11 protein-coding genes and 3 pseudogenes are annotated in these 13,336 nt (G+C 66.7%); 10 read left to right on the top strand and 4 right to left on the bottom strand.

Features of this window, described 5'->3' with window-relative positions; translation table 11 throughout:
* Positions 1–692: pseudogene (locus E2C06_RS21650) on the top strand (IS66 family transposase); the annotation flags it as partial.
* Between the two features lie 177 nt (positions 693–869).
* On the opposite strand, the gene E2C06_RS40820 reads toward E2C06_RS21650, so the two are convergent.
* The gene (locus E2C06_RS40820) at positions 870–1,337 is read right to left on the bottom strand and encodes a transposase (protein ID WP_369126541.1); all 468 of its coding nucleotides are present in this window, start codon (positions 1,335–1,337) and stop codon (positions 870–872) included.
* A gap of 129 nt (positions 1,338–1,466) precedes the next feature.
* Between E2C06_RS40820 and E2C06_RS40825 the strand changes: the two genes are divergently transcribed.
* The 4 genes and pseudogenes from E2C06_RS40825 to E2C06_RS21670 all read left to right on the top strand — a co-directional run.
* On the top strand, positions 1,467–1,838 hold the full coding sequence (locus E2C06_RS40825) for a hypothetical protein (RefSeq protein ID WP_369126542.1): 372 nt from the start codon (positions 1,467–1,469) through the stop codon (positions 1,836–1,838).
* Positions 1,768–2,909, top strand: a protein-coding gene (locus E2C06_RS21660; protein WP_133290699.1) for an IS3 family transposase whose coding sequence is annotated in 2 segments (ribosomal slippage) — positions 1,768–2,044 and positions 2,044–2,909 — 1,143 coding nt in all. Because the reading frame shifts where the segments join, the coding sequence is not laid out codon by codon here. Before E2C06_RS40825 ends, E2C06_RS21660 begins: the two co-directional genes overlap by 71 nt.
* Positions 2,910–2,951: 42 nt before the next feature.
* The gene (locus tag E2C06_RS21665; protein WP_133290700.1) at positions 2,952–3,239 is read left to right on the top strand and encodes a hypothetical protein; all 288 of its coding nucleotides are present in this window, start codon (positions 2,952–2,954) and stop codon (positions 3,237–3,239) included.
* 213 nt (positions 3,240–3,452) lie between these two features.
* Positions 3,453–3,551, top strand: a pseudogene (locus tag E2C06_RS21670) (IS6 family transposase); the annotation flags it as partial.
* 182 nt (positions 3,552–3,733) lie between these two features.
* Here E2C06_RS21670 and mutS read toward each other — a convergent pair.
* The 3 genes from mutS to E2C06_RS21685 all read right to left on the bottom strand — a co-directional run bounded on the left by mutS (position 3,734) and on the right by E2C06_RS21685 (position 8,584).
* A complete protein-coding gene (mutS, locus tag E2C06_RS21675; RefSeq protein ID WP_133290701.1) occupies positions 3,734–6,181 on the bottom strand; it encodes a DNA mismatch repair protein MutS in 2,448 nt (815 codons plus the stop codon).
* Between the two features lie 117 nt (positions 6,182–6,298).
* Positions 6,299–7,738 (bottom strand): DUF6880 family protein, encoded by a 1,440-nt coding sequence (locus E2C06_RS21680; RefSeq protein ID WP_133290702.1) that lies wholly within the window; start codon positions 7,736–7,738, stop codon positions 6,299–6,301.
* A 135-nt stretch (positions 7,739–7,873) separates the two neighbouring features.
* Positions 7,874–8,584 carry a hypothetical protein gene (locus tag E2C06_RS21685; protein WP_133290703.1) on the bottom strand — a complete coding sequence of 237 codons (711 nt, stop codon included), beginning with the start codon at positions 8,582–8,584 and terminating at the stop codon, positions 7,874–7,876.
* A 414-nt stretch (positions 8,585–8,998) separates the two neighbouring features.
* Here E2C06_RS21685 and E2C06_RS39580 point away from each other — a divergent pair.
* The 5 genes and pseudogenes from E2C06_RS39580 to E2C06_RS21705 all read left to right on the top strand — a co-directional run.
* Positions 8,999–9,151 (top strand): annotated as a pseudogene (locus E2C06_RS39580) (hypothetical protein); the annotation flags it as partial.
* Between the two features lie 436 nt (positions 9,152–9,587).
* On the top strand, positions 9,588–10,742 hold the full coding sequence (locus E2C06_RS21690) for an IS110 family RNA-guided transposase (protein ID WP_133290704.1): 1,155 nt from the start codon (positions 9,588–9,590) through the stop codon (positions 10,740–10,742).
* Between the two features lie 220 nt (positions 10,743–10,962).
* Positions 10,963–11,631: a ParA family protein gene (locus tag E2C06_RS21695; RefSeq protein ID WP_133290705.1), complete on the top strand. Its 669-nt coding sequence runs from the start codon at positions 10,963–10,965 to the stop codon at positions 11,629–11,631.
* Positions 11,625–12,317: a hypothetical protein gene (locus tag E2C06_RS21700; protein WP_133290706.1), complete on the top strand. Its 693-nt coding sequence runs from the start codon at positions 11,625–11,627 to the stop codon at positions 12,315–12,317. The genes E2C06_RS21695 and E2C06_RS21700 overlap by 7 nt, the downstream gene beginning before the upstream one ends.
* A 175-nt stretch (positions 12,318–12,492) precedes the next feature.
* Entirely contained in the window at positions 12,493–13,335 is an 843-nt protein-coding gene (locus E2C06_RS21705; protein ID WP_133290707.1) for an IS5 family transposase, read from the top strand.
* Position 13,336 lies beyond the last annotated feature (1 nt).

A 13,336-nucleotide genomic window follows, 5' to 3' on the forward strand; every position in this document is an offset into this window, starting at 1 on the left:
GCTGCGCCGTGCTGAAGTGGTGGCCTCGGATAAGACCGGTGTGCGGATCGAGGGCTGCTCCGGCTACCATTGGGTGTTCCGCTGCCAGGACGCCGTGGTGCACCAGGCCGCGCCGACCCGCGCCGCCTCCGTCGTGCGCGCCATGGATGGACGGGCACCGCCCCGCGGTCTGGCTTTCGGATCGCTACGCGGCGCAGCAAGGCCATGGCTTGGCCCAGCAGACCTGCCTGGCACATCTGGCGCGCGACGTGGCGTACGCCCTCGAGGCCAGCGACGACCCAGTGCCGTTCCGGCTCAAGCTCTGGCTGAACTCAGCCTTCGACTTGGCCGACACCGCCGCCGGCCTGGCCGCCTCCACCCTGGCTGCCAAGCGGCGCGCCCTCGAACGCAGGCTGGACGTGATCCTGGCAACCCTCAGCGGCTGCGAGCTGACGCGGGCGCTGCAAGCGAAGCTGCGGCGAGCGCGTGACCAGCTCCTGACCTTTGTCGACTGGCCTGGCCAGGTCGGGGCGACGAACAACGCCTGCGAGCGCGACCTCCGCCCCGCCGTGGTCCAGCGCAAGGTCACCAACGGCTATCGCGCGATGTGGGCCGCTCAGGGCGAGGCGGACGTCCGCACCGTGGTCGCCACCGCCCGCCTCGCGCCGAACACCAGCGTCTTTGGCGCCATCCTGACGACCGTCACGGCCTGACCGCTCCGCCGCAGAAGTCAGAGGGGGTGGGTAATTACGGAGCCGTGGTCCTTGGCGTCCAAAGATTCTCAAAACTGCAGAGCCTGTTGCTGAATGGCTGGGCGCTGCCGTTTGAAGCGGTTGAGGGTCGCGGGTAGACGCCCTTGGCGTGGTTTCGGCGGCTTGCTGCTCGGTCCGCTAGCCGTTGGGATGCCGCGCGGCGGCCGATCTGGCGCGGCGGACAGACTCCCGGTGTAGCTTGCGCAAGTTGTGGGTGGCGGCCTGCAGGTGCCATTCGCCGTGACAGGCGGCAAGGCCGCGCATGCTGAAGCAGCCGGCATCCTGGCACTCCTTCATCTGGCCGAACACCGGCTCCACCGAGGCACCGCGCTGACGGTAGATGGCGCGGCCGCGCTTGGTGCGCAGCTTGCGCTGCATACGCTCGCGGGCCGACAGCCCCTTCGGCATGCGCCCGCGAGGTGGCGCCGCTTCGCGCAACTCGGCACGCTGCTGGCGGTCCTGGCGGGTGGCGATGAACAGTTCGCATTCCGCGGTCTGGCTGGCGGCGTTGTCCTCCGACCAGTAGCCCGCGTCGGCCGCCGCGGCGCCGAGCACGGCGTCCTCGCCCATCACCATCTCGACCACGGCCTGGACGCGATCGAACATCGGCTTGAGCTGCTGGACGTCGTTGGCCTCGGTGGTGACCTCGGCGGCGAGGATGATCTGCTGCGGCGTCGCGGCATCCGCGTCGATGTCTCTCGCCGCGCCATCCTGCCGACCGCATTCCTCCGGCAGATGCGGCCTGCCGAGATTCAGGTACTAGAGGCCGCGCTCAAAGCGTTCCAGGGCTGGATCGCCCGCTACTATGCCCGGATCGCGCTGCCCGACGAACTGGACCGCCGCCTGCACAAGCGGCAGTTCCACAAGAAGGTCGAGAAGGCATTCGGAAGGACGCTGCTTGACGGCACCGAGGATTACAAGGTGCACACCGACATCGAAAAGGTCTACATCGCCTGGAGCCCCGACAGGGTGAGATGGTCCCCGGATTTCGGACAGGCGGGTAAGCTCGGTTCGCCTGTGAGAAGGACGGACCCGGATGACGGGCAAGCGGACGCGGTATTCAGCGGATTTCAAGGCGAAGGTGGCGCTGGAGGCGCTGCGGGGTGAGCTGACGACAGCGCAGCTGGCGGCCAAGCACGGCATTCACCAGACGATGGTCGGCGAATGGAAGCGACAGGCCATGGAAGGGCTGACGGCAGTGTTCTCCGGTAAGGCAGCGGCGCCGGAAAGCGCCAAGGCGGCCGAGGCGGAGGTCGACAAGCTGCACGCGAAGATTGGGCAGCTGCTGGTGGAACGGGATTTTTTGGCGAAAGCGTCCGGTCGATGAGTCTGGACCGGCGACGCCAGATGATTGAGCCGGCGCATCCCCATCTGTCGGTGGTGCGACAGTGCGAGCTGGTCTCGATCAGCCGATCGGGGTTCTACCACCGGCCTGCGGGCGAGACGGCGCTGAACCTCGAGCTGATGCGGCTGATCGACGCGCAGTTCCTGGAGACGCCCTGGTACGGCTCGCGGCAGATGGCGCGGCACCTGCGGCGCGAGGGTTATGTGGTCGGCCGCAAGCGCATCCGGCGTCTGATGGCGAAGATGGGCCTGGCGCCAATCTACCAGCGGCCGCGGACGACGGTGCCGAACCCTGAGCACCGGGTCTTTCCCTACCTGCTGCGGGATCTGGTGATCGACCACCCCAACCGGGTCTGGTGCGCCGACATTACGTACCTGCCGATGCGGCGCGGCTTCCTCTACCTGGTCGCGGTGATGGACTGGGCGACGCGCAAGGTGCTGTCCTGGCGGGTGTCGAACACCATGGAGGTGGAGTTCTGCCTGGAGGTGCTGGAAGAGGCCTTGGCGCGGTTCGGGCGGCCGGAGATCTTCAATACCGACCAGGGCAGCCAGTTCACCTCGCCGCGGTTCACGGGCCTGCTGCAGCAGGCCGGGGTGCGGATCTCCATGGATGGCCGGGGTCGCTGGATGGACAACGTGTTCATCGAGCGGCTGTGGCGCAGCCTGAAGTACGAGTGCGTCTACCTGCATGCCTTCGAGACCGGCTCGGAACTGCGGGCTGGGCTGTCGAAGTGGATCGATTACTACAATACCAGACGCCCACATTCTGGCCTGGACGGCAGTACCCCGGACGAGGCGTATGGGGCCAATGCGGTGACGAAACTGGCGGCCTGACGGAAACCAGGACCGAGCTTATCCAGGCCGCCAAGCTGTCCGATGAATGGGGACCATCTCAGGGAGCTTCAAGGCGACGAGGTCTACGGGGTCAAGGTGCTGATCGTGTGCCGACGGCCTGCCACCAGGGATTACCTGCTGCAGGAGCTGTCGGGCTTGGCCAGTGGGGTGAAGAAGGCACCGCTCGTGAACGGGGTGCGCATGGACGACCCTGACGTGATGCTCGCCAGGGACGTTACCCTCGAGCACACGTCCAAGATGACGAGGTTCACCGCCTTCGACGAGTTCAGCGCGTTGGCGGAAATCGCCAGGGCCATGGGTGACGACTAGCCAAGCCTTCCGCATCGATTGCCTTGAAGCTCACAGTCAACTTGTTGCCTTCGGGCCGATCGAATTGGCATGCCGAGGACGAGGCTGGCGCGGAGGGCACCGTCTGCTTAGCAAGCTGACTTTGGTCGGGAGGGCGTCCGGAATGACCTCGCCAGCCGCCAAGCCCCCCCAATGCCGACCATCGATTTCCAGTAGAGGTCATCAGCTAGCTAGGCGGTTTGGCTCTACTTCCGCTTCCCGCTCGGCTTGCGCATGATCGAGGAGATGCTGGTAGCGAGCGGCATCCTGGTCAGCAACGAAACCGCACGGCAATTGGTATTTGAGTCTAGCCGTCATCGTGTGCCTTGTATCATTGATCAGCAAATCTCCGACACAAATTTATTAGAAATATATAATAAATATAGGTTATCTCCAGCTATTTTTTATGAAGAACATTATACATATAATTTATGCAAGCGGAATTTGCGACGAAAATCCGGATTGGGGAGCGATGCTTACTGTAGATCCTGTTTGTGATCACATGAAAGGCCGGAGTGTTGTGCCAGGAGCTGCTCGGCCCGGTGCAACACGGCCGCGGGCAAACCCGCCAGGGCCGCCACCTTCAGGCCATAGGACCGCCCCGCGCGTCCGGGGACAACGCGGTAGCTGAACACAGCGCCACGCCGCCCGGCGGAGGCTTCCATCGCCATGCAGACCGCGTGCGGCATCGCCTCGGCCGCATCCGCCAGTTCATGGTAGTGGGTCGAGAACAGGGTGCGGCATCCCAAGTCGTGCAGGTGCTCCATCGCGGCCTGCGCGATGGCCAGTCCATCGTGCGTCGAGGTGCCGCGCCCAACCTCGTCCAGAATGACCAGGGAGCGCGGCGTCGCCTGGTTCAGGATCGCCGCCGTCTCGAGCATCTCCACCATGAAGGTGCTGCGCCCCGCCGCGAGGTCGTCCGAGGCGCCGATCCGGCTGAAGAGCTTGTCGACAATGCCGATCCGGGCGCGCCGGGCCGGCACGAACGAGCCGATCTGGGCCATGAGCACGATCAGCGCCACCTGGCGCAGGAAGGTGCTCTTGCCCGCCATGTTCGGGCCGGTGAGCAGCCAGAGGCGGCTGCCCTCGCCGAGGTGGCAGCCGTTCGGCTCAAAGGTGCGGCCCTGCGCCTCCAGGAGCGGCTCCGCCACCGGGTGGCGGCCGTCCTCGATGTCGAGCCCGGTGCTCTCGTCGAGCTCGGGTTCAGACCACAGGTACTCCGCCGCCGCCTGGGCCAGCCCACAGACGAGATCGAGCGCGGCTGCGGCGTGGCAGACCCGCGCCATCTCGGCCCGCACGGCGAGTGTCCGGCGGCGCAGCTCCTCGAAGGCGGCACGCTCGAGGTGGAGCGCCCGCTCCCGGGCAGTCTCCAGCGCCGAGGCCTGACGGTCGAGCTCCGCGGTCGTGAAGCGCGTCGTCGAGGCCAGCCCCTGGCGCAGGACGAAGCCGCTGCCGAGCGCCGCCGCCTGCCCTGCCGGCACCTCGACGTGCCAGCCAATGGCGTTGTTGGCCCGGATCCGCAGGGCTTTGACGCCCGTCTCGGCGGCGTAGCGCGGCTGCAATGCCTCGATCTCGGCCATGAGCGAGGTGACCACACGGCGCACCTCGTCGAGGTCGCGGCTGTGCCCCTCGGCGACGTAGCCGCCCGCCTCAGCCGAGGCCGGCAGCACGGGGACAAGGGCACGCGTCAGCACGGCGGCGAGGTCGCCACAGGCCCCCTGCCCCGCCGCAGCGAGCTCGCGGGCGGTGGCTGCGAGCGGGGCCGGCGTGTCTGGCGTGCCCGTCAGGACCGCCGCGGCGGCCGTGGCCTGGCGCAGTGCGTCCCGGGCTGCGGCGAGGTCACGAGGCCCACCGCTGCCCATGGCGAGCCGGCCGCAGGCACGCAGCGCGTCCGGCATGCCGGACAGCTCGTCGCGGCAGGCGACACGCACCGGCGGCGTCCCGACCAGGAAGCGCACCATGGCCAAGCGGCGGCGGATCGTCTCGGGGCTGGTCAGTGGGGCCGCCAGCTGGCGCGTGAGCAGGCGGGCGCCAGCGGCGGTGACGGTGCGGTCAATGACGGCGAGCAGCGCCCCCTCTGGTCCAGAGGCGGACGAGAGCACCTCCAGGCCGCGCAGGGTCGGGGCATCGATCTCCATGGTGTCACCGAACGGCGCCCGGCGCGGCGGCAGCGGCGCCTCGGGTAGCCGGCCGGTCGTCGACCGGATGTGCAGCAGCAGGGCGGCGAGGGCGGCCAGCTCCGGAGGCGAGAAGCCCTGCAGCGTCTCCTGCCACCGCTCGCCGTAGGCCGCAGCAAGCGCCCCGGCTGTAGCCGCGGCATCCGGTGGGTCGGCCGGTAGATCGGCGAAGGGCGCGCCCTGGCTGCGCACTGCCATCGCGAGGGCCTCCGAGCCTTCCGGCCAGCGGGCAATCAGCACTTCGGCTGGACCGATGCGGGCGAGCGCCGGGCCGGAGCCGTCGAGCGAGGCCAGCAGGGTGCCGGTCTCGCCGGTCGAGAGGTCGATGAAGGCGAAACCCACCGCCTGTCCCGCCGCGAGTGCGACAGCGAGGGCGTTGGGGCGCCCTGCGGCGAGCACGGCGTCATCGACCGTGGTGCCTGGGGTGAGCAGGCGCAGGGGCCGCGCGCCGCCAGGCTCAGGCGGCTGCTCGGAGATGGCGACCTTGTGGCCGGCCGCGAGAAGCCGGGCGACCATGCCCTCGGCCGAGCCAGCCGGGATGCCGCACATCGGCACATCGGGCGCGTCCTTCTGCCGCCGACGCGTGAGCTGCAGGCCGAGCGCCCGCGAGACCAAGGGCGCATCCTCGCCGAGCACCTCATAGAACTCGCCCACCCGGTACAGGACGAGGTGACCTCGCGCAGTCGCACGGACGGCAGCGTGGGCCAGCATCATCGGGCTCGGTCCCGAGGCGACCGCGACGTTCATCTTGCGCAGGAGATCATATGGCTGCGTGAGACACGCCAGGAGCAGAGCAGACCGCAGGTGATTGCCAGACGCCAGACCGCCAAGTCCGGCACATTGGCCCTTGGCATAGGGTTGACTTCAGCCGCCATCGCCGGCCACCTCGCTCACTTGACTCCAGAAGCCGGTTTTCCGGCCGTGTCTGGCGCGCAGGCGGCCGACAAACGCCTCGTGCGTCTCAAATGCCCCAGAGTCCCGGATGCCAGCTGCAAGTGACCGGCATTCGCGGAGGTGCCGCGCGGCGTGCTTGTAGCGAGTGGACTTCACGCCATCGAGGGTATCGTCGATCATCGCGCGCCGGAGCAGGGTCGCCGCCAGCGGGTGCTTGCCCTCGATCAGCCGCGCTGCCGGCTCGAGCAACTCATACAGGTTACCGTTGATCTCGGAGGCCCGCGTGAGCACGAGCTGGGCAGCCCGGGCCTGATCCGGCCAGCTCATGAGGAAGCCAAGCGCGGCGGAGAAGCTCCTGAAGCCGAGGGCGTGTTGCATGGCCCGCTCCTCGGCCTCGACATCCTCGAAGTCTGGCAGCCGCTTCAGGTAGGCGCGCAGCTGGTCGGCCGAAAGCCGCTGCTCGAACGCTGCCCAGCGGAGCCGTTGCGCCTCGTCCTTCTTCGCCGTGACCTCTAGCGCCTCAATGTAGGTCTCCTCCCAGGCATTGTCGGCGGGAAATCCAATGAGGAACAGGTCGTCGTCGCGCCCGCCCCTGGTCGCGCTCCGCTTCGGTCTCGCCCCTTCCAGCATGGCAAGCGCTTCGCTCGCCCGGCCGGCGGCGAGCAGGCGGCGGCCAATCTCCGCGCCCTGGTGCGGCATACGCCGCTCCTCGGGCGGCACCAATGCAATGTAGGCGTCCACGTCCGCCTGGCCGTCCGCCAGTGTCTGGAGCGCAGAACGCAGCACAAGCGCGTGGTAGTCCCGCTCGCCCGGCTTCCTGGACCGATCAGCCAGCGCCCGCGTCAGCCGGTCCTTCAGATGGGCTGCACCCACATCACCGAGCGCCGGGAGCATGATCCTCACCAGGCCATCGAAAACGCCGTAGTCATTGTCGGTCACGGCAGCGAAGACGCGATCTGCGAGACTCACCGGGTCGGGCTTGGCCTTGGCTGCGATCGCACCGAGGTCCTCGCATGCGGTCCTGAACACATCCCCGACCGAGCCATTGCTATCATCGACGCGGTTCAGCACCGGCTCGGCCAGGTCCATGAACCGCCACATCAGGTCGAGCGCCAGGTCAGCGCGGCTCTGGGCCACCCGGTCGACAATCATCGCCCGCTGCAAGTCGAGATCCTTGACGAAGTCACGGCGCTTCTGCCAGTCGATAAAGGACCGCGCGGACCTCAGGGTAGTGATGCGCTTGCCGATCTCGGCAGCAATGGTATCGCCGCCGGACTGCGCGGCCAGTTCCAGGCGCAGGCGCCGCTTGACCTCGGCATCACCCTCCGCGAGTTCCATGAGGATTGCGGCGAGACGCTCCACGCCGAGCACCGTCAGGTTGTCCAAGGTGACGGTCTTCCTCGACGCCATGCTCTCAGTGTCCCCAGAGCCCTTCAATGCCAGTCTGCGAAGGGTGCAGAGGCCGAACGCAGCAACCAGGCGCGATGCGCGCCGTCGATATCGCTCCCGAGGTCAAAGGGAGAGGCCGCATCACTCTCGTGGCCCTCAGAAGTCGTCTGCCGCGAAGGCATACAGGTCGACCTGCTGGATGGAAAACCAGATCGGCTCGGAACTGCGCGCGGCGGAGCGGAGGATCGGCTTGGAGGCCGACAGCAATTCCTCGAGCGAGCGGAAGGGATGGGCGGTCTCCTCACCGTCGGAGGTCCGCATCAAGAGCGCGACCCCTGTCCCCTTCCCGCTCCTCGATCCAGGTCGCGAGGTGCTGGAGGTGGGCGGGGCTTCCCGGTCGACCCGACGGGACGGCGCTCTCGCCGGGGCGGGTGCCGGCGCCGTTACCATCTGTTCCTGCTTCCTGGTCTCCGATGGTGGCGCCGCAGCCACTGGGCCAGGCTCGGCGGCGGTGGTCGGCCCCCACGACGCCGGACCGTCTTTGGTTGCCGCGGGGCCTGTCTGTCTCGGTGCAGTCTGCTCAGGCAGATCGGCGAACAGATCGGCAGCAAGAGCCGGGGGTGAAGCTGGATCCGTGGTCGGTGACGATTCTGCCGGCGCTTCAGCCTCAGCAAGAACCGGTGTGCCGGGTGGCGTCGGGTCAGACTGCGGGCTTGCCTCAGCCGTCAGCCGACGGACCTTGCCGAGAATGGCGTAGATGTTCGCCGGCGTGCAGCCATAGCTGGCGGCCACCTCGGCCACCTTCTTGCCCTCGACGTCCACCAGGTGCTGGATCGTCGGGTACTCGTCGCGAGCGATTCGGGCCATGTCCCCTGCCTTGTGGGCTGATAGGGAACATTATAAGAACTCATCTTCAATTTTGAAGCCACTTTGGCGGGTTCAAATTTGAGGGCCGAACCGGAGCAGGACCATATGGAAAGCGCCCGTGGTGCGGCTCAGCAGAGCAGCCTCATGACCCGGCTTGCGCGTGGCCTGCTGCTTCAGGCGGAGCGCTGCGCCGGTGTCCCAAGGAGAATGGCCCCACTTTGAGGGACTAAAACGCCGAGCAGCGGGACGCTGTGACGGCAGAAGCCCCTCGCCTCGTCCTGGCTGGCGACTGGCGCAGGTTTCTTCACGGTCGGCAACGACGGGCAGGCGATCTATGGCTGGCCCGTTGCCGAGGCGCGCCATATCCGCCGCTTCCGGCAGGACTAACCCTCCCCCGAGCGGGTCAAGCTCGAGACGAACTACCGCTCGACGCCAACGATCCTCTTCGCGGCGAACCACGTGATCGCCAAGGACCCGGAGACGCTGGGCTCGGTGCGGCCGGCGGCGGAAGCCGGCACGCAGATCGTCCTCCGGGAGACGCTCACGCTAGAAGACGAAGGCGCCTAAGTGGTCGCCTGAGTCACCGGCCTGCGGCGCCGCGAGCCCGACACGGCCTGACGTGACTTCGCCCCACTCGTACGCGCGGGCTTCGTCGCGGCCTCGGTCCTTGCAGCGTCAAGGAGTGCCGGCGTGCCCGCACAACAGGTAGCCGACCGCGAGCCGGAAGCCCCGCGTGAGGTCCTCGCCACAAACGCCTGGCTGCGCATCGCCGGGAGCCGTTCGGTGGATCCGCGCAGTGGCGCCGAGAGTTGGGACTCTGCTGCCGACGATGCCTTCCGACGAGCTTGCGCCTTCCCGCCGCGGGACATCAGCAGGACCGCCTTCGGCAAGCTCCGGGCCCTGGCCGGCTACCCTGGAAGGCCATTAATGAAGAGCGCGCCGTGGTCTGCGCCTTGCCGCAGCCGAAGCCGCCCGTGCAGGTATTGGCCGTCAACGAATGGGCATGGCGCCGCGGTCGGCGCTCAAGATAGGCCGGCTGCTCAATATCAAGGTGCTCACCGGGATCGACTTCTCGTTCCAACGCTCGCTCGACCGCAACCGCATCCTTACCCTGGCCGGGCTCGACTTCATTAGCCGCCACGAGGTCGCCCACTTCCCCGGCGAGCCCGCCCGCGGCAAGACCGGCTCGGCCGATGCAGAAGCGATCTGCGAAGCGGTGACCCGGCCCACGATGCGTTTCGTGCCGGTGAAAACAGCAGAGCAGCAGGCAGTGCTGGTGTTGCATTGGACCCGGGATCTCCTGGTTCGGCAGCCCACTGCGCTTGTAAATGCGCTCCGCGGGCACTTGGCAGGCATCGTGGCGCCACCAGGCATGAGCCACGTCGCAGACCTGCTGGCGGTTCTGCTCGGCGAGGATGAGACCACCGTGCCGCCTTTGGCTCGGCAGGCGTTGCGCGGCTTGGCGGCGGAGCTGGAGGCGCTCGGGAAGCGAGTGGAGGAGATCGAGACGGCGATCCTTGTCGGGCACAAGGAGAGCGACGCCAGTCGGCGCCTCGCGGCGGTCCCCGGCATCGGTCCGATCACGGCGTCGGCAATCGTCGCCACCGTCGGCGACGTCTCGAACTTCGCCTCGGCGCGGCACTTCGAGGCTTGGATTGGCCTCATGCCGAAGCGGAACAGCACTGCCGGGAAGCCGCGGCAGAGCGGCATTTCCAAAACCGGCGACCGCTACCTGCGCAGCCTCCTGGTGCTCGGGGCGAGCGCGGTCATCCGCCATACCCGCATCAGGGCACGGAAGGGCTGGCTCGTGGAGCCCATCGAGCGCCGCTCGACGATGGTCGCAATAGTCGTGGAGGCCGAACCTCGTCTAATTCGGACGAGGAGAAGACTATCTGCTTTCGACATAGGGTCCCGTGGTAACGCCCCGAGTCTGGGGCGTCCGGCATTGAGGATGATCCTAGCAGAGGAGCGCCGGCGCCGAGATTTGGCTGCCCGAGCCGCTATGCGCAAGCTAAGGGGCCGTCCGAGGATAACCTCTCGACGCCGCTTCGGCAGGACGCTTGAATTTGCTAGCGGAAGTGGGTCCAGCCGATGCGGTTATCGGCGGACGACTCCTAAGAAAGGCAGAGCTGAGCTGGCCGACTTCCAGACGGAGTAGATCGCCCGGTGGCGTGGCGTAGTGCGGGCTGCAGAACTACGTCTCGGGTGCTATCCCTTTGCCGGCGCGGGCCGTTTCAAATCTTGTGCTGCCGCCCGGGAGCGTGGTCCTCTTTCACCGTGAAAGATCTGCCAGCTTCCGTTTGGCAGCTGTTTCCCACTTTCTAATCGTTCCATGGGTAGCTACTCTCCCGAGGCGTCGTACAGCTGGGGGAGCTCAGATGCAGAAGGGGAATGCACGTACCTGCAAGCGCGTGATGCTGTTTGCGAGTAAAGGGGGAATGGGTAAGACGACCGTCGCTTCGAACCTCCTCGTCTCTGCCGCACAGGACGGCTTCAAGGTGATTGGCGTCGACTTCGATGGGCAGAAGAGCCTGACAACTTGGTTCGAGGCGCGAGCGCAGCATCCATCCATGGCTGACATGGCGCAAGTCGATGTCGGCCCGGCACCCCTGGACGAATGGGAAGCGGTCCTCGACCAGACTGAGCGGGACTACGAGTTGGCGGTTTTCGATATGCCGCCTGGCATTGACCCGAACTTACAGGCAGTGCTGGCGTCACTGGTGCCTCGGATGGACCTAATCATCATCCCGACACCGCCCGAGCGACCAAGCTATGGCAAGGTTATCGACTTCATGGGGCAGTTCCGAAAGAGCGGCCTCAAGTCGATTTGGCTTCTTAACAAAGTTGTTAAGAATCGCACCAGCCTCCGGGAGGCTAGGGCGGAGCTCGCAGAGTACGGGCCACTCTGCCCAGTCGAAATTACGATGCGCGATGAGGTTTGGCGGGCCTTCGATGCCGGCTCGGCTGTCGCGGAACTCGGGGATGCTGCCGGTTTGGCCGAGATAAATGGCGTCTGGAAGTTCACGCGAGGGTGCTTGTCATGCTGAAAGCCCGCCAGACCATTGCCCTTGGCTCGCGTCGGCAGCCAGCGCCTTTCACCGTGAAAGATAATGTGCCCGCAGCGGTTGCCACTCCCGTCGCCGATGACAGGGTTGAGGGGTATGAGAGCGCTGCCCGAACCGCCACTGAGATCGAGGATGCAGTCCGATCCAGCCTGCGCAGTGCACAGATCGAACTTCCTGAGGAGGCCTTCACCCGCATAACGAGCGTTGTCCGTGACGTTAGCCGTCACTTTGGAAACATGCGCGACGAGGCCGTCAAGGTCGGCCGGAGGCTATTGCGCCTCCGCGAGGAGCATCCCCCGGTTTACGCGGCGCTTTTCCGGATCGTTGACGGACGTTGCGCAATGCCATTCTCGCCCGCGACTGCCAGCCGGATGTGTGCAGTCGCACGGTTCGTGGATGAAGGCAAAGTGCCCCAGGACCGCCTGCCACTTGCGTATTCAGCAGCTTACGAGATTGTTCGGCTAGACGAGGAGGGATTGCTGCCTGAGGCCGAAAAAGACGGACTGGTTTCACCGCGAACGAGCCGTAGTGCTGTTCTCACATGGAAGCGAGGCAGGCGGCCAGTTCTGGATGACCCTCGGCGTGTGCTACTCGATGAGAAAACCCGGCTGCTTGAGCGGCTCGCGCGTATCGACGAGGAGTTGCGCCAGTTGGGGACAGAGGCCTGAGCTGTAATAGCCGAACTGCAAAATTAGGCGCGGTGGACAATAGCTGGACTCTTGCGATTCGAGGCAGCGTCTCCGGTCTCAGACCCCGTTTTTGAAGGGGTGATGGTGTCGGCCTGACGGCCTGATCCTGACGCTTTGGAGGGCGTTGCGGGCGGTTTCCGACTGGGATGCCGCCATGTGGACGCCGGCTGATCGCGCTTTGGTTGGGGATTTCGGGTCCGGCCAGGCCCTGACCGATGAGCAGTTCCGGCTGCTCGAGCCGCTGATCCCACCCGCCAAGCCCGGCGGTCGGCCACGCTCGACGGATCCCCGCAACCTGCTGGACGGGTTGTTCTACCTGGTCCGCACCGGGTGCCAGTGGCGGCATCTGCCACCACCACCGGCGTTCCCACCATGGCAGACGGTCTATGGCTACCTGCGCGCGTTCCTGCGGGATGGCGTGTGGGAGACTATCCGCCACCACCTCATGGTCGTGCTGCGCCAAGGCGCTGGCCGGGAAGCCAGCCCCACGGCAGCGGTGGTCGACACCCAAAGCGTCAAGACCACGGAGGCTGGCGGCCCGCGCGGCTGGGATGGTGCCAAGCGCCTGAAGGGGCGCAAGCGTCATGTTGCAGTGGATGTGGACGGGCTGCTGCTCGGCGTCGTCGTGCATGCAGCCGACATCCAGGACGCCGACGGCCTCGGAGACCTGCTGAGGCGCGTGAAGCCGCTCTATGCCTGGCTGCGCGTCATCTTCGCCGACAGCATCTACAACCGGCTCGCCGCCCTGCTCGCCTGCTTCCTGGCCGGCCTGGCGCTGATCATCGTCCGGCGCCCCGCCGGTACCACCGGCTTCGTCGTGCAGCCCCGGCGCTGGGTCGTCGAAAGAACGCTCGGCTGGTTCGGCCGCTGGCGCAGGCTCTCCCGCGACTACGAGGGCCTGCCCGAGGTCTCGGAGACGATGGTCACCCTGGCCGCCATCCGCCTCATGCTCCACCGCCTCGCACATCCCAACCGCATGCGGCTGCCAGCGCCGTGAC

The sequence above is a fragment of the Dankookia rubra genome (assembly GCF_004355005.1).
GTDB lineage: Bacteria > Pseudomonadota > Alphaproteobacteria > Acetobacterales > Acetobacteraceae > Paracraurococcus > Paracraurococcus ruber_A.